The sequence below is a fragment of the Brevundimonas sp. SL161 genome (assembly GCF_049896985.1).
GTDB lineage: Bacteria > Pseudomonadota > Alphaproteobacteria > Caulobacterales > Caulobacteraceae > Brevundimonas.
The window spans coordinates 74,251-90,342 of the sequence record NZ_JAFCVJ010000002.1; the positions used below are offsets into that span (position 1 = coordinate 74,251).

The following is a 16,092-nucleotide window of genomic DNA, read 5'->3' on the forward strand; positions in this document are numbered from 1 at the left end:
GGGGCCTCCATCCGAATGGAACAGTCACGTTAACAGATTCGGGATTCAACACGAGGTTAACGGCGTTCATGATCAGGCCTGCGACTGCTGTTGCTGCTGGGTCTGTTGCATCTCGCGCACACGCAGCGCCACGGTCATGGTCTCGCGCCCCCCGCCGTAGCTGATGCCGCGAATGGGCGAGGCCCCGAGCGCGTCGAGACCGCAGGCGACGCGGACATAGTGTTCGGTCGGGCTGATGCCGTTGGCGGCGTCAAAGCCGACCCAGCCCAGATCCTCGACCCAGGCCTCGGCCCAGGCGTGGGCGGCCTCCTGGTTCTCTATCCCGTCGGTGCGGTGCAGGTGGCCGGAGATGTAGCGGGCCGGGATGCCCATGCGGCGGGCGGCCGAGATGAAGATCTGGGCGTGGTCCTGGCAGACGCCCTGACGCTGGGCCCAGGCGTCGGCGGCGGTGTGGTCGGCGGTGGTCGAGCCGACCATGAAGGCGACCGTGCTGTTGATGGCCTGCATCAGACGGTGCAGGCGGGCGAGCGTGTCACCCTGCTCCCCGACCTCGGCGGCGAGTTGGCGCAACGGTCCGTCGGCATGGGTCAGAGGAGTGTCGCGCAGGAAGACGAGAGGCGAGAGCCGCTCGGGGCTTCCGCGCAGGACGCCGCCGGTGTCCACGGTCGCGATCTCGCCGGTCACCCGCACCATCAGGGCGTTGGTGGGCCGCTCGGTATAGAGGGTGTGGACGATGTTGCCGAAGGCGTCTTCGGAGCGACGCAGGTGGGCGTCGACGTCGGTCTCGATGCGCCAGTCGCGGACCTGCTGGCCTTCGGTCGAGCGCGGCGTCAGGCGAAGCACCTGGACGATGAACCGGGCGGCGCGGTCGTAGGCGTAACGGGTTTCGTGGTCGATCCGGATGCGCATCCTACACCAGGTACTGATCGTGGACGGCCGCTGCCAGGGCGTTGTTCTCACTCAGAAAGGCGAGGATGTATTCGTGCAGGCCGGACTGGAAGATCTCTTCGATATTGGTCTCGTTGAACCGCGTCAGCCGCGCCGAGGCGATGCGCTGGGCGGGTCCGCGTCGCCCGTAGTCGGTGGCCAGCCGGTCCAGATAGCTAACGATCATCCCCTGACAGCTGGCCAGGGAGCGCGGCATCTGGCGGTTCAGCACCATCAGATCGGCGACCAGCCAGGGGCGGACGCTCTCGCGATAGACCCAACGGTAGGCGGTCAGGGCGGAAACCTCGCGAAGAAGCGTCGTCCACTGGAAATAGTCGAGTTGGCCGCCGACCCGCTCTCCGGCCGGGAGCAGCAGGTGATATTTGACGTCCAGCAGGCGGGCCGTGTTGTCAGCCCGCTCGATCGCCATGCCCAGACGGAGGAACCAGTAGGCGTCGTTGCGCAACATGGTCCGCGACGAGGCGCCCTCGACGGCGAGGGAGACGTTCTTGACCCACTCCAGATAGCGGATGAAGTCGTCGCGCTTGGTCGGTTCGCCGAACTCGTTGAGCCCGTTCCAGGCGCCGTTGATGGCCTCCCACAGCTCGATGGTCAGGGCGGTGCGGACCGACCGGGCGTTGGTGCGGGCCGCAGTGATGCAGGCCCGGATCGAGGAGGGATTGTCCGGCGCGAAGGCCAGATACTCGCGGACCGACTTCTCCGACGGGGTGCGGGCACTGGCCGCGAACTGGCGCGAGACGCCGGCCGAGGCGATGGCCGAGGCCCAGGCCGTGGCGGCGGCGCCGTCGCGGGCCGGCAGCGCGGCCAGACGCACGGCCGCCTCCAGGATGCGCGCCAGGAAGTCGGCGCGTTCCATATATCGGCCGGTCCAGTACAGGCTCTCTGCGGTGCGGCTCAGCACGAAGCGTCTCCTCCCTGTCGCGCGGCGATGGGGAGGTGGCTCGGAGCGTCGCGGAAAGACGGAGGGGTTCTTTCTTGACGCGAACCCGATGTGCTTGCGTCAAAAGCCCCTCCACCACCCGCCAAGCGGCGGGCGGTCCCCCTCCCCATCGCCAAGCGGCGACGGGGAGGAAACATGTTGCGCAGCTCAGTCATCCAGCACCCAGGTGTCCTTGGTCCCGCCGCCCTGGCTGGAGTTGACCACCAGCGAGCCCTGTTTCAGCGCCACGCGCGTCAGGCCGCCCGGAGCGACGCGGATGCCGGCGGGGCTGGACAGGACGAACGGGCGCAGGTCGACGTGGCGGGGCGACAGGCCGCCGCTGCTGTCGAGCGTCGGGGCGGTCGACAGCGCCAGGGTCGGCTGGGCGATGAAATCGTCGGGGTCGGCGATCAGCTTGGCCCGGAAGACCTCGATCTCGGCCTTGGTCGCGGCCGGGCCGACCAGCATGCCGTAGCCGCCGGAGCCGCCGACCTCCTTGACGACCAGTTCGGGCAGCTTGTCGAGCACCTCCTTGAGCGCGTCCGGCTCGCGGCAGCGCCAGGTAGGAACGTTGCCCAGGATCGGGTCGCCGCCCGAGAAGAACTTAATGATCTCAGGCATGTAGGTGTAGACGGCCTTGTCGTCGGCGACGCCGGTGCCGACCGCGTTCGACAGGGTGACGTTTCCGGCGGTGTAGGCCGCCATCAGCCCGGGCACGCCGACCGTGGAGTCCGGACGGAAGGTCAGGGGATCGATCCAGTCGTCGTCGACGCGGCGATAGATGACGTCGACCCGCTTTGGGCCCTCGGTCGTGCGCATGAAGACGATGTCGTCATTGACGAACAGGTCCCCGCCCTCGACCAGCTCGACCCCCAGTTTGTCGGCCAGGAAGCTGTGTTCGTAGTAGGCTGAGTTGAAGGGGCCGGGCGTCAGGACGACGACGTTCGGATCGGCGCCGGCGTGGTCCGGGGCGCTGGCGCGGAGGCTGGCCAGCAGCATGTCGGTATAGGTCTCGACCGGGCGGATGCGGTGCTCGGCGAAGAGGTCAGGGAACAACCGCATCATCATCTCGCGGTTCTCCAGCATGTAGGAGACGCCCGACGGCGTGCGGCAATTGTCCTCAAGCACCACGAACCCGTCCTCGCCCGTCCGGACGAGGTCGACGCCGCAGATGTGGGTCCAGATGTCCCCCGGCGGACGCCGGCCCTGCATCTCCGGCCGATAGTGGGGGTTGGTGAAGGTCAGTTCGGCCGGGACGATGCCGGCGCGGATGCACTCCTGCGGGCCGTAGATGTCTTTCAGGAAGGCGTTGATCGCGCTGACGCGCTGCTTCAGCCCCTTTTCCAGTTCATCCCATTCGGACTTGCCGATGATGCGCGGCACCACGTCGAAGGGGATGAGACGCTCGTTGGATTCAACGTCGCCATAGACCGCGAAGGTCACGCCCATGCGGCGGAAGAACAACTCCGCCTGACGCGACCGGGCCTGGAGCAGGTCCGGCGGCGCGGTTTCGAGCCACCGGGCAAGCGTCCGGTAGCTCTTTCGGACCTCCTGGGATCCGGCATGGCCTGACATTTCGTCGAACGTGACGGTCGCTCCCGAACCTGGCGGCCACTTTGGTGATCGGGCAGCGTGGACCGGGCGACAACCGATACGCAACAGTTTTGTTGCGGTGCGGAATTATTCCTCCCCCATCGAGGGATGGGGACCGCAGCGCGTTTGCGCTGTGGTGGACGGGACCAGCCCCCGACACCGAATCTGCGGCGGGGCCCCTTCGTCATGTCGCGAACACGCGCCGCGCCACCTTCCCTGACGGTGGGACTTCTGACGGGTCAAGACATCCCGGAACATCGCGGCAAGCTCTGCCAGGAAGCGGCTCTGGAGCAGGAAGGCTACGCCCTCGTCCGCAAGAGGGAGGGTCGTGACTCAGCCCTTGACCGTTCCACTGTTACAGCATAGTGGAACGCTCAGATGTCCGACCCTCTTTCCCGCAAGGCCGTGAACAAGGCCGCCGACGACCGGATGGCGCTGTACGACGCCCTCCTGTCGCTGAAGACGCCTGCCGAGCTGGACGCCTTCCTGTCCGACCTGTGCACCCCCGCCGAACTGCGCGCCTTCGCCGAGCGCTGGGCCGTGGCGAGACTGCTGGACGAGAAGTCCAGGACCTATCGCGAAATCGCCGTAGAAGCGGGCGCCAGCCCGACAACGGTCGTCCGCGTCGCGCGTTTCCTGCGCGAAATGAACCATCAGGGCTATCGCCTCGTCCTGGACCGAATGAACAAGAAAGCCTGATTTCCCGATGAGTACAGTACAGGGGCGACTTCGCATCGCCGTGCAGAAATCCGGCCGCCTGGCCGACCGCAGCCTCGACCTGGTGCGGGACGCCGGCCTTCGCGTCGTGAAGGGCGCCAACGACCTGCTCTACAAGGTCGAGAACTACCCGATCGACCTGCTGCGGGTGCGCGACGACGACATCCCGACCTTTGTGGCGGATGGGGTCTGCGACCTTGGCATCGTCGGCGAGAACGTGCTGGAGGAAGGCAAGAATGGTGGCGCGAACGCCTCGGTGATCATGCCGCTGGGTTTCGGCAAGTGCACGCTGAAGCTCGCCTGTCCGCCCACGCTCGACTACGCTGGACCGGCCTCTCTGGAGGGGCTGCGGATCGCGACCTCCTATCCGAAGATCCTCAGGCGTTATCTGGATGAGCGTGGGATCCGAGCCGAGACCGTCGTCATGCGCGGGGCCGTCGAGGTAGCCCCCCGGCTGAAACTGGCCGCGGCGATCTGCGACCTGGTCTCCACGGGCGCAACGCTGGAAGCCAACGGCCTGATCGCCAAGGAGACGGTGTTCGAAAGCCAGGCCGTGCTGATCCGGTCGCCCGTGGCGCCAGAGCCGGGGCTGCAGCATCTGCTGGATTCGATCATCGAGCGGATGGCCGGCGTGGTGTCCTCGCAGGGGGCCAAATATGTCATGCTGAACGCCCCGCGCTCAGCCCTGGACGAGATCACGGCGATCCTGCCCGGCGCCGGCGCGCCGACGGTGATGCCGCTGATGGGCCGGGATGATGCAGTCGCGGTCCATGCCGTGTGTCAGGAGGCCGTCTTCTGGGAGACGCTGGAGAAGCTCAAGCGGGCGGGCGCCTCGGCCATCCTGGTCCTGCCGATCGAGAAGATGATGTGATGAAGCGGTTCGACTGGTCATCGCTGGATGCGGCGGGGCGGAAAGACGCCCTCGCCCGGCCGAAACGGCGCTCGGAAACGCGTGTCGGCGACGTCGTGCGCGCGATCTTTGACGACGTGCAGGCGCGCGGCGGCGAGGCCGTGACCGAGTGGGCGATCAAGCTGGACGGCGCGCCACCGCGGCGCATCGCCATCACCGACGCCGTGGTCGCCGAGGCGCGCAATGCCCTGCCCCCGGCGGATACGCGGGCGCTGCGGGTCGCGGCGGAGAATGTACGTGTCTTCCATCAGGCCACGACGCCCGAGGATTCGAAACGGGTCGAGACGACGCCGGGCGTGACCTCGCGGATCGTCTGGCGACCCATCGGCGCGGCCGGTCTCTATGCGCCCGGCGGCACGGCGCCGCTGTTCTCGTCCCTGTTGATGCTGGCCATTCCGGCGGGCGTCGCGGGCGTGACGACCCGCGTCGCCGTGACCCCGCCGTCGAAGGACGGTTCGGCGCATCCGGCGATGATCCTCGCCGCCGCCGAGGCCGGGCTCGACGCCCTGTGGCTGCTGGGTGGAGCCCAGGCGATCGCCGCCATGACCTTCGGTGTGACGCTCGACGACGGCGAGATTCCCGCCTGCGACAAGCTGTTCGGGCCGGGCAACGCCTATGTGGCCGAGGCCAAGCGCTATGCGTCGTCCCTGCCCGGCGGGCCGTCGGCGGACATGCCGGCTGGGCCTTCGGAACTGCTGGTCATCGCCGACCGGTTCGCCGATCCGGAGTTGGTCGCGGCCGACCTGCTGAGCCAGGCCGAACACGACGCCGACGCCCAGGTCGTTCTGGTCGCCGAGCGGGCCGCGACGATCGACGCAGTGCTCGAAGCGGTCGAGGAGCAGGTCTCCACCCTGCCCCGCGAAGCCATCGCGCGCGCGTCGCTGGCCGAGGCGCGGGCGGTGCTGGTCGGCGATCTGGCCGAGGCGGTCGCAGTGTCGAACCTCTACGGCCCCGAACACCTGGCGCTGCATGTCGAGGACGCCGAAAAGCTGGTGCCCTCGATCCGGGCGGCGGGCGCGGTCTTCGTCGGGCGCTGGGCTGCCGAGACCCTCGGCGACTATGCGGCGGGGCCGAGCCACGTCCTGCCGACCGACGGCGGGGCGCGGACGCTGGGCGGGATCACGACGTCCAGCTTCATGACCTCCATGTCGGTGCAGACGGTGACCGAGGCCGGCGCCGAACGGCTGGGGCCGATCGCGGCTCGGCTGGCGCGGCTGGAGGGGCTGGAAGCCCACGCCCGGGCGGCGGATCTGAGGAGCGTGCCGTGACCCTGCCGGCCCCCTATTCCCCCCTCGTCGCCGGCGGCGACGGGCTTGAGAACTATCCCGGTGACGCGTCCGCCCTGCAGGCGCGCATGGCGCAGATCTACGGCGTCGCGCCCGATGAGGTGCTGGCGGTGCGCGGCCTGACGCACGGGCTGGAGTTGGTCTGGCGGCTGGCGGCGCGCGAGGGCCGATCGGTCGAGGCGCCCGACGCCGAGCCCTATGCCGGACTGAGCCGCATCTATCGCGCCCGCGACGGCGAACGGGCGGCGGTGGTGATCCGCGCTCTGGGCTCTGCGGAAGCCGTGGCCGAGATGGCGGAACGGGTCGCGCCGGCCCTGCTGGTCGTCGACGAGGGGCTGGTCGAGTTCGCGGATGCGCCGTCGGCGACGACCCTGATCGCGGACCACGCCAATCTGGTCATCCTGCGCAGCCTGTCGCTGGCCTATGGGCTCGCCGGCGCGCGGGTCGGGGCGGCGTTGGCGCAGGCGCACACCCTGGCCCGGCTGGCGGATGTGGTCGAACCCTACGCCCTGCCCGAGCCTCTGGTGCGACTGGCGATCCAGGCCCTGGACCCGTCGCGGATGATCGAGACGACGGAGCGGATCGCGGCCGTGCGGCGCGAACGCGAGCGGCTGGTGCGCGAGATCGGCCGGGCCATGGTCGTCGAGAGCGGCGTCGGGCCGATCCTGATGGCGCGGCCGTCGGACATCGAGGCGACGCTGGCCGAACTGACCAGATACGCTGTGGCGGCGGACCGGCCCAAAACCGGAGATCGCGATCGGCTGAGGCTGCCGGTTTCGATCAAGCCCGAGGTCAACGACCGGCTGTTGACGGCGCTCGGTCTGGCGCCGGCCAAGACGCGGCCGCACCGGGTCGGGCAGGCCGTGCGCGACACGAAAGAGACGCGCATCGTCTGCGCCGTCGATCTCGACGCGACCGGGCCGATCCGGATCGAGACCGGCGTCGGCTTCTTCGACCACATGCTGGAACAGGTGGCGGCGCACGGCGGGTTCTCGCTGCGCCTGCAATGCGAAGGCGATCTGCACACGGATCCGCACCACACGATCGAGGACAGCGCCATCGCCCTGGGCCAGGCGCTGAAACAGGCGCTCGGCGAACGGCGCGGCATCCAGCGGTACGGCTTCGTCCTGGCGATGGACGAGGCCGAGGCCAAAGTGGCCATCGACCTGTCGGGACGGCCCTACCCCCTGTTCGAGGGGACGTTCGCGACGCCCTTCATCGGCGAGTATCGCACCGACCTGACGGCCCACGTTTTCCGCTCGCTGGCCGAGGCCATGGGGGCGGCGGTGCATATCTCGGTCACCGGCGACGACGACCACCACAAGACCGAGGCCGTCTACAAGGGCTTCGGCCGGGCGCTGCGGCAGGCCATTAGGGTCGAGGGCGACGCCGTGCCGAGCACCAAGGGGGTGCTGTGATGAGCGCATCCGGTTTCCTTCTCCCCTCGGGGGAGAAGGTGGGCCCGAAGGGCTCGGATGAGGGGGCCGCTTCAGCGAATCGGCCTTCGGCAATCGAGCGTGCGGACAGAGCCCCCTCATCCGTCTCGCTCCGCGAGCCACCTTCTCCCCCGAGGGGAGAAGGATCTTGATCGCCATCGTACACCTCGGCGCGGGCAACACCGCGTCCGTCCAGTTCGCGCTGGAGCGGCTGGGCGCCGAAGTCGTCGTGACCTCGGACGCCGCCGTGATCGCGGAGGCCGAGCGGGTCGTCCTGCCGGGCGTCGGGGCTGCGGGCTACGCCATGGAGCGGATGGGCGCCCTCGGCCTGACCGACATCATCAAAAGGTTCGAACGGCCGCTGCTGGGCCTGTGCCTCGGCCAACAACTGCTGTTCGCCGAGAGCGAGGAGAACGGCGGGGCGACTATGCTCGGGTTCATTCCCGGAAGGGTCACCCGGATGCCTGTCCGCGACGACCTGCCGGTGCCGCACATGGGCTGGTCCCAGCTCCATGGGCTGGCCGACGACCCGATCCTGCAGGACGTTCGCGAGGGCGACTATGCCTATTTCGTGCATTCCTACGTCTGTCCCGATACCGATGCGACCATCGCCTGCGCCGACTACGGCGCCGAGGTTCCGGCCATGGTGCGACAAGGCAATCGCTGGGGCTGCCAGTTTCACCCGGAGCGTTCGGCGAAGGCCGGCGCACAAATCTTGCGAAACTTCCTGGAGCTCGACGCATGATCGTCTATCCCGCCATCGATCTGCGGAACGGCGTCTGCGTGCGGCTGATGCATGGCCGGTTCGATCAGGTGACCGAGTATGATCAGGTCCCGGCCGCGCGGCTGGCGGCGTTCGTCGCCGAGGGCGCGACCTGGGTCCACATCGTCGACCTGGACGGCGCTGAGGCCGGCCGCGCGGTGCAGCAAGCCCTGGTCGGCGAACTGGCCGGCAGTATCGACGTCAAGATCCAGTCGGGCGGCGGCGTGCGCGACGTGGACGATGTGGAGCGGCTGCTGGCTGCGGGCGTGTCGCGGGTCGTGGTCGGATCGCTGGCCGTCAGCAATCCGGTCGTGGTGGCGGGATGGCTGGAGCGATTCTGCCCGGATCGGATCACTCTGGCGTTCGACGTTCGAGTCGGCGAGGACGGGGTTCCCGTACCCTCGCTGAAGGGCTGGACCGAGGCCGCGGGGCTGGACCTCTGGGCGGCGCTGGATCGCTATCCGGTCGGGACGCTGAAACATGTGCTGATCACCGACGTAGGTCGGGACGGTGCGCTGACCGGGCCGAATCTGAAGCTGCTGGCCGAAGTGCTGAAACGGCGGCCGGAGCTGAAGGTGCAGGCATCGGGCGGGGTCTCCTCGCTGGAGGACCTGCTGGCGGCGAAAGCCATCGGCTGCGACGGCGCCATCGTCGGGCGCGCGATCTACGAGGGCCGGTTCACCGCGCGACAGGCGATCGAGGCTGTGACTTGACCGCCGCATCCCTTCTCAAGAAGCGAGTCGTCCAATGACGGCTCGACGCATCATCCCCTGCCTCGACGTCAAGGACGGCCGGGTCGTGAAGGGCGTGCGGTTCGAGGGGCATGTCGACATGGGCGACGCCGGCGAACTTGCCGCCCGCTATCGCGACGAGGGCGCCGACGAACTGGTCTTCTATGACATCACCGCGAGCCCCGAGGGGCGCACGCTGGACTATGGCTGGGTGCGGGATATCGCCAGGCTACTGGACATCCCCTTCTGCGTGGCGGGCGGAATCCGCAGCGTGGATCAGGCGGCGGCCTGTCTCGACAACGGGGCGGACAAGGTCTCGATCAACTCGCCGGCACTGGAGCGGCCTGAGCTGATCTCCGAGATAGCCGAGCGGCTGGGGTCGCAGTGCGTCGTCGTCGGCGTCGATAGTCGGCGCGAGGACGGCACCTATGTCGTGCACAAATACACCGGCGATCCCGATGCGCGGCGCCTCGCCGGGCGACGGACGATGGACTGGATCGTCGAGGCGCAGGAGCGCGGCGCCGGCGAGATCGTGCTGAACTGCATCGACCAGGACGGGGTGCGCAAGGGCTATGACACGGCGCAGCTGGCCGATGCGCGGGCGCGACTGACCGTCCCGCTGGTGGCCTCGGGCGGGGCCGGGGCGGCGTCTCATTTCCTCGACGTGTTCGACCGGGCGAACGTGTCGGGCGCGCTGGCGGCCAGCGTCTTCCACTCCGGACAGATCGCGGTGCCTGATCTGAAGGCATTCCTGGCGGGCGCGGGTGTTGAGGTGCGGCAGTGACCACCCTCTCGATGCATTCCCGCGGAGGCGGGGACCCCGGTTTTCAGACGATCGGGCAGACCCGGCGCGTGCCTCACATCAATCCCGGACGCCGTGCGTCACGAAAGAACTGGATCCCTGCCTTAGCGGGGATGCATGGAACCTAAGATGATCGATCCATCCAACCTCGACTTCGCAAAGGGCGCCGGCCTGATCCCGGCCGTGGTGCAGGACGCCGACACCCTCCAGGTGCTGACGCTCGCCTATATGGACCGGGCGGCGCTGGAGGAGACAATCGAGAGCGGCGAGGCGACCTTCTTCTCGCGCTCGCGGGGCGGCCGCTGGCGCAAGGGCGAGACGTCCGGCAACCGGCTGACGGTCGTGTCGATCACGCCCGACTGCGACGGCGACGCCCTGGTGCTGGCGGTGCGGCCGATGGGGCCGGCCTGTCACCTCGGGACGACCAGCTGTTTCGGCGATGCGGACGCGCCGGGCCTGGGCCGGATCGCGCGTCTGGAACGGACCATCGCCGAACGCGCGAGCGCCGATCCGGAAAGCAGCTGGACGGCGAAGCTCCTGGCGCAGGGGCCCAAGCGGGCCGCACAGAAGGTCGGCGAGGAGGGCGTGGAGACGGCCCTGGCCGGCGCCGCCGGGCCTGATGAAGAGGTCGCATCCGAAGCGGCGGACCTGATCTACCACTTGCTCGTTCTGTTACGGGCGCGTCACTTGTCGTTTCAGGCGGTGCTGGACGTGTTGGCCTCGCGCGAGCGACCGGCCAAACAACCACAATAGACGACGGGGCCTCGTCCCCGACAGGGAGACAGGCAAGCATGACGGCTCTGGTGCTGTTCGGCGGCGGTGGCGATCTGGCGATGCGCATGCTGCTGCCCTCGCTTTATTTCCTCGAGCACGACGGCCTGTTGCCGGACGGGCTGAAAATCATCGGCGCGGCCCGCTCCGAGGAGAGCCGGGACGAGTATATCGAGAAGGTCCGCGCGGCCGTCGAGGGCAAGGCGAAGGCGGACGACGCCTGGGATGACGCCAGCTGGAGCCGGATGAAGGCGCGCCTCGACTATCTCGCCGTCGACGCCACCTCCGCGGAGAGCCTGAAGCCGCTGAAGGACAAGGTGGGCGACGGGGCCTGCACCAGCTTCCTGGCCGTCTCGCCGTCCCTCTATGCGAAGATCGTCACGGCCATGCGTGCGGCGGGTCTGGCCGAGCCCGAAGACCGCGTGGTGCTGGAGAAGCCGGTCGGGCGCGATCTCGAGAGCTTCCGCGCCATCGATGACGCGGTCGCCGACGCCTTCTCGGAACAGCAGGTGTTCCGCATCGACCACTATCTGGGCAAAGAGACGGTGCAGAACCTGATCGCCCTGCGCTTCGGCAACGCCATCTTCGAGCCGCTGTGGAACAATCTGTCGATCGACCATGTCCAGATCACGGTCGGCGAGACCGTCGGGGTCGGCGACCGCTGGCCCTACTACGACGAATACGGCGCGCTTCGGGACATGCTGCAGAACCACATGCTGCAGCTGTTGTGTCTGGTGGCGATGGAGCCGCCCTCGGACCTCGATCCGGATTCGGTGCGCAACGAGAAGGTCAAGGTGATCCGCTCGCTGCGCCCGATCACCGACGAGGACGCCGAGCGCACCACCGTGCGCGGCCAGTATGTTTCGGGCACCGTCAAGGGCCAGCGCGTTCCGGGCTACGACGAGGAGCGCGGCGCGGATTCCGACACCGAGACCTTCGTCGCCATCCGCGTCGACATCGACAACTGGCGCTGGGCCGGGGTGCCCTTCTTCCTGCGCACCGGCAAGCGCCTGCCCGAGAAGCGCACCGAGATCGTCATCCAGTTCAAGCCGGTGCCCCACTCCATCTTCGGCCAGGACGCCCGCGACGAGGATGCCGCCAACCGTATGGTCATCGAGCTTCAGCCCGAAGAGGACATCTCCCTGACGGTGATGAACAAGAAGCCGGGACTGGATCAGCGAATGCAGCTGCAGCCGATCCAGATGAGCCTGTCGTGGGGCGTTGGCGGCAAGAGCGACAAGCCCCCGCGTCGGCGCATCGCCTATGAGCGGCTGCTGCTCGATGCGCTGAACGGGGATTCGACCCTGTTCGTGCGCCGCGACGAGGCGGAAAAGGCCTGGGAGTGGGTCGACGGCGTGTCGCAGGCCTGGGTCGACGGCAAGGTCAGGCCGCAGCCTTATCGGGCGGGCACCTGGGGTCCGGATGCCGCTGACATGCTGATGGCCCGCACGGGCCGGGACTGGAACACGCAGGCATGACCCGCTTCGCTCCGTGCATCCCCGGGAAGGCGGGGCCCCAGGCCTTTGGGCGATCAGCGGCGCCGTGTGAGCACAGCCGCCAACGGACCGTGTGCCTCACGACAGAACTGGGTCCCCGCCTTCGCGGGGATGCACGGAAATAAGATGACCGAAATCGAAACCTTCCCCACCCTCGACGCCTGGTCGACTACGATCGCCGGCCGCATCGAAGAATCGCTGGCCGCCGCCGTCCTCGCCGACGGCCGGGCCCTATTCGCCGGCTCCGGCGGGTCGACCCCCTCACCTGTCTATGCCCGCCTGGCCCAGGCGGATATCGGCTGGGACAGGGTCGCGGTCACCCTGGTGGATGAGCGCTATGTCCCCGAGACCGACCCGGAATCGAACGCGCGGCTGATCAAGGCCGTGCTGCTGCAGGGGCCGGCGTCACAGGCGACCTTCCTTCCGCTGTACCATTCCGAGGTCACCGTCGACCGGGCGGCGGCGGTGGCGGCGCACAGGCTGGCCGCGGTCGGCGAGCGGTTCGACGCAGTGCTTCTGGGCATGGGCGAGGACGGGCACATCTGTTCGATGTTCCCCGGCAGCCCGACGCTGAAGACCCTGTTATCGCCGACGCTGAAGCCCACGGTGCTGGGCGTGCCGCACGGGCGGGACGGGATAGCGCCGAGCCTGGAGCGGATCTCGATCAACCTGCCGTACCTGATGTCGGCGGGTCGGGTGATCCTGGCCCTCAAAGGCGCAGCCAAGCGTTCGGTGTTCGAGCGGGAGGCCCAGGGCGATCCGGCCGTGCAACCGATCGCGGCGATGATCGCCGCAAATGTCCCGCTCGAAGTCGTCTGGACGGAGGCGAACTGATGGCTCTTCACCCTGTCGTGGCGGAAGTCACCCAACGCATCATCGAGCGCTCGAGAGAGACGCGGACCGACTACACCCGCCGCATGGACGCGGCGCGGGACGCGGGCGTCGGTCGCGCCAAGCTGTCGTGCGCCAACTGGGCGCATGCCTTCGCGGGCCAGACCATCGCCGACAAGCTGAAGGTGATGGACGGCAAGACGCCCAACGTCGGCATCGTCACCGCCTACAACGACATGCTGTCGGCGCATCAGCCGTTCGAACGCTTCCCGGATGTGATCCGCAAGGCTACCCGCGAGGTCGGCGCGACGGCCCAGGTCGCCGGCGGCACGCCCGCCATGTGCGACGGCGTCACCCAGGGGCGGCCGGGTATGGAACTGTCGCTGTTCAGCCGCGACGTCATCGCCATGTCGGTTGGGGTCGCCCTGACCCACGACGCCTTCGATGCCGCCATGATGCTGGGCGTCTGCGACAAGATCGTGCCGGGCCTGTTCATGGGGGCGTTGGCGTTCGGCCACCTGCCCGTCGTCTTCGCCCCCGCCGGACCCATGCCCTCGGGCATCCCCAATGCCGAAAAGGCGCGGGTGCGAGCCGAATACGCGCAAGGCAAGGTCGACCGGTCCGTCCTGCTGGCCAGCGAGATCGGCAGCTACCACTCGCCCGGCACCTGCACCTTCTACGGCACCGCCAACTCCAACCAGATGATGATGGAGCTGGGCGGGCTGCACATGCCGTCGACCGCCTTCGTCCACCCGGAGACCGGCCTGCGCGACGCCCTGACGGCGGCGGCGGCGAAACGGGCGGTCGAGCTGGCTCAGTCCGGCGACTGCCGGATGGCCGACGTGATCGACGAGAAATCCATCGTCAACATGATCGTGGCCCTGCTGGCCACCGGCGGCTCGACCAACCACGCCATCCATCTGGTGGCCATGGCGCGGGCGGCAGGCGTCCTGATCGACTGGACCGACATGGACCAGCTGTCGTCCGTGACCCCGTTGCTGGCGCGGATCTATCCGAATGGATCAGCCGACGTGAACGCCTTCCAGGCGGCGGGCGGCGTGGCCTTCGTGGCGCGGGAACTGGCCCAGGCGGGTCATATCCATTCCGACGTCACCACCATCATGGGCCGGGGCATCCATCATTATTTCCAGGAGCCGGCGATGATCGACGGCGAGCTGGTCTGGAAGGATGGCGTGGCCGAGAGCCTGGACCGCGACATCCTGCGTCCCGCCTCCGACCCCTTCGACAGCGAGGGCGGCCTGCGGCTGGTCAAGGGCAACCTCGGCAGGGCGGTGATCAAGATCTCGGCCGTGAAGCCGCAGCATCGCAGGGTCGAAGGCCCCGCGCGGGTTTTCGACGCCCAGGAAGACGTCCTGGCGGCCTTCCAGGCGGGCGCGCTGGACGGGGGCGGCGTGATCGTCCTGCGCTTCCAGGGGCCCAGAGCCAACGGCATGCCGGAGCTGCACTCCCTCTCGCCCCTGATGAGCGTGCTGCAGGATCGCGGCGTGCCGATCGCCCTCGTCACCGACGGACGGATGTCGGGCGCCTCGGGCAAGACCCCGGCGGCCATCCATGTGACGCCGGAAGCGCTGGAGGGTGGGCCGCTGGCCTATGTGCTCGAGGGCGACATCGTCCGACTGGACGCCGAGGCCGGGGTCCTGGCCATCGACGCCGACCTGAGCACGCGCGAGCGGGCGCGGCCGAACTCGGTGCAGAGCTGGGGCTATGGCCGCGAGCTGTTCGGCGCCTTCCGCGCGGCCGTGTCGTCGGCCGAGCGCGGCGCCTCAATCTGTTTCGCGGCCGAACCGACGCAGCGGCAACCCGAGATCCGCGATGTCGCCGATCCCAATGTGCAGAACCGGGAGATCGACGCATGAGCGACAGCACCCTTCTCGTCGGCGATGTCGGCGGAACGAATGCCCGCTTCGCCCTCGCCCGCATGGTCGACGGCCAGATCACGCTGGACCACCACGAGAGTTTCCCGGCCGAACAGTATCCGACCTTCCTGAAGGGGGTCGCGGCCTTCGTCGATGGCTGCGAGGTCAAACCCTCGGGAGGCGTCATCGCTGTGGCCGGACCGGTGACGGACGGCGCCATCGACCTGACCAACAGCCCTTGGGCGGTGTCGGAGGCCGAGCTTCAGACACTTGGCCTGAACCCTGTGCGGCTGATCAACGACTTCGAGGCGCTGGCCTGGGGCGCACCGGTCGTGCCTGCGGCGGATCTGGCTCATCTGGGCGGCCCGACCCATGGCGATCCGCATTCCGCCATCGCGGTGCTGGGCCCGGGCACCGGCTTCGGCGTGTCGGCCCTTGCACGGGACATCCACGGCCGGGAGATCGCCCTGCCGTCCGAAGGCGGCCACGCCTGTTTCGCGCCGGGCGATCCTGTCGAGGACGAGATCCTGCGCATCCTGCGTCAGCGCTACGATCGGGTGTCGATCGAGCGGCTGGTCTGCGGTCCGGGCCTGCTCAACATGCACCGGGCGCTGGCCCAGATCGACGGCCGCGAGACCCATATCGATGATCCTGCCCAGATCACGGACGAGGCTATGGCCGATCCGCGCAGCCACTGTGGCGCTACCCTGGCCCGGTTCTGCGCCATTCTGGGCGCCGTGGCCGGCGACGTGGCGTTGACGATGGGTTCGCGGGGCGGGGTCTATATCGCCGGAGGAATCGCGCCGCGCATCCTGCCCTTCCTGAAGGCCAGCCCCTTCCGTGAGAGGTTCGAGAGGAAGGGCCGGTTCCAGGACTATATGGCCGATATCCCGACCTGGGTGATCACCCACAAACATGCCGCCCTGCTCGGGGCCGCACGCGTCGCCTTTGCAGACATCGCGTAGCGTCGATCAAAATTTTCTTCACGCACCCGTGAACCTTCCGTGAGGTG

General features: G+C 68.5%; 15 protein-coding genes. 12 read left to right on the forward strand and 3 right to left on the reverse strand.

What is annotated here, in order from left to right:
- Nucleotides 1-72: 72 nt before the first annotated feature.
- From ACP7AU_RS02765 to ACP7AU_RS02775, 3 genes are all read right to left on the reverse strand, one after another.
- Nucleotides 73-909, reverse strand: coding sequence for a transglutaminase family protein (locus ACP7AU_RS02765; RefSeq protein WP_426037289.1), 837 nt, complete (start codon nt 907-909; stop codon nt 73-75).
- A 1-nt stretch (nt 910) separates the two neighbouring features.
- Nucleotides 911-1,849: an alpha-E domain-containing protein gene (locus ACP7AU_RS02770; RefSeq protein ID WP_426037287.1), complete on the reverse strand. Its 939-nt coding sequence runs from the start codon at nt 1,847-1,849 to the stop codon at nt 911-913.
- A gap of 186 nt (nt 1,850-2,035) precedes the next feature.
- The gene (locus ACP7AU_RS02775) at nt 2,036-3,442 is read right to left on the reverse strand and encodes a circularly permuted type 2 ATP-grasp protein (RefSeq protein ID WP_426050476.1); all 1,407 of its coding nucleotides are present in this window, start codon (nt 3,440-3,442) and stop codon (nt 2,036-2,038) included.
- A 396-nt stretch (nt 3,443-3,838) separates the two neighbouring features.
- On the opposite strand from ACP7AU_RS02775, the gene ACP7AU_RS02780 reads away from it, so the two are divergent.
- The 12 genes from ACP7AU_RS02780 (at nt 3,839) to glk (ending at nt 16,045) form a co-directional block, all read left to right on the forward strand.
- Nucleotides 3,839-4,159, forward strand: coding sequence for a YerC/YecD family TrpR-related protein (locus ACP7AU_RS02780; RefSeq protein WP_303694114.1), 321 nt, complete (start codon nt 3,839-3,841; stop codon nt 4,157-4,159).
- A 7-nt stretch (nt 4,160-4,166) separates the two neighbouring features.
- Entirely contained in the window at nt 4,167-5,048 is an 882-nt protein-coding gene (hisG, locus tag ACP7AU_RS02785) for an ATP phosphoribosyltransferase (RefSeq protein ID WP_426037283.1), read from the forward strand.
- Nucleotides 5,048-6,355: a histidinol dehydrogenase gene (gene hisD, locus ACP7AU_RS02790; protein WP_426037281.1), complete on the forward strand. Its 1,308-nt coding sequence runs from the start codon at nt 5,048-5,050 to the stop codon at nt 6,353-6,355. Before hisG ends, hisD begins: the two co-directional genes overlap by 1 nt.
- On the forward strand, nt 6,352-7,791 hold the full coding sequence (gene hisB, locus ACP7AU_RS02795; RefSeq protein WP_426050477.1) for an imidazoleglycerol-phosphate dehydratase HisB: 1,440 nt from the start codon (nt 6,352-6,354) through the stop codon (nt 7,789-7,791). The genes hisD and hisB overlap by 4 nt, the downstream gene beginning before the upstream one ends.
- Before the next feature lie 166 nt (nt 7,792-7,957).
- Nucleotides 7,958-8,554, forward strand: coding sequence for an imidazole glycerol phosphate synthase subunit HisH (gene hisH, locus ACP7AU_RS02800; protein ID WP_426037277.1), 597 nt, complete (start codon nt 7,958-7,960; stop codon nt 8,552-8,554).
- Nucleotides 8,551-9,285: a 1-(5-phosphoribosyl)-5-[(5-phosphoribosylamino)methylideneamino]imidazole-4-carboxamide isomerase gene (hisA, locus tag ACP7AU_RS02805; RefSeq protein ID WP_426037275.1), complete on the forward strand. Its 735-nt coding sequence runs from the start codon at nt 8,551-8,553 to the stop codon at nt 9,283-9,285. Before hisH ends, hisA begins: the two co-directional genes overlap by 4 nt.
- A 34-nt stretch (nt 9,286-9,319) precedes the next feature.
- A complete protein-coding gene (gene hisF / locus ACP7AU_RS02810; RefSeq protein WP_426050478.1) occupies nt 9,320-10,087 on the forward strand; it encodes an imidazole glycerol phosphate synthase subunit HisF in 768 nt (255 codons plus the stop codon).
- A 147-nt stretch (nt 10,088-10,234) separates the two neighbouring features.
- Nucleotides 10,235-10,858 carry a bifunctional phosphoribosyl-AMP cyclohydrolase/phosphoribosyl-ATP diphosphatase HisIE gene (hisIE, locus tag ACP7AU_RS02815; RefSeq protein ID WP_426037271.1) on the forward strand — a complete coding sequence of 208 codons (624 nt, stop codon included), beginning with the start codon at nt 10,235-10,237 and terminating at the stop codon, nt 10,856-10,858.
- A 38-nt stretch (nt 10,859-10,896) separates the two neighbouring features.
- Entirely contained in the window at nt 10,897-12,354 is a 1,458-nt protein-coding gene (zwf, locus tag ACP7AU_RS02820) for a glucose-6-phosphate dehydrogenase (protein ID WP_426050479.1), read from the forward strand.
- Nucleotides 12,355-12,498: 144 nt separating this feature from the next.
- Nucleotides 12,499-13,206, forward strand: a complete 708-nt coding sequence (gene pgl, locus ACP7AU_RS02825) for a 6-phosphogluconolactonase (RefSeq protein WP_426050480.1) — start codon at nt 12,499-12,501, stop codon at nt 13,204-13,206.
- Nucleotides 13,206-15,080: a phosphogluconate dehydratase gene (edd, locus tag ACP7AU_RS02830; protein WP_426037265.1), complete on the forward strand. Its 1,875-nt coding sequence runs from the start codon at nt 13,206-13,208 to the stop codon at nt 15,078-15,080. The genes pgl and edd overlap by 1 nt, the downstream gene beginning before the upstream one ends.
- On the forward strand, nt 15,077-16,045 hold the full coding sequence (glk, locus tag ACP7AU_RS02835) for a glucokinase (RefSeq protein WP_426037263.1): 969 nt from the start codon (nt 15,077-15,079) through the stop codon (nt 16,043-16,045). Before edd ends, glk begins: the two co-directional genes overlap by 4 nt.
- Nucleotides 16,046-16,092 lie beyond the last annotated feature (47 nt).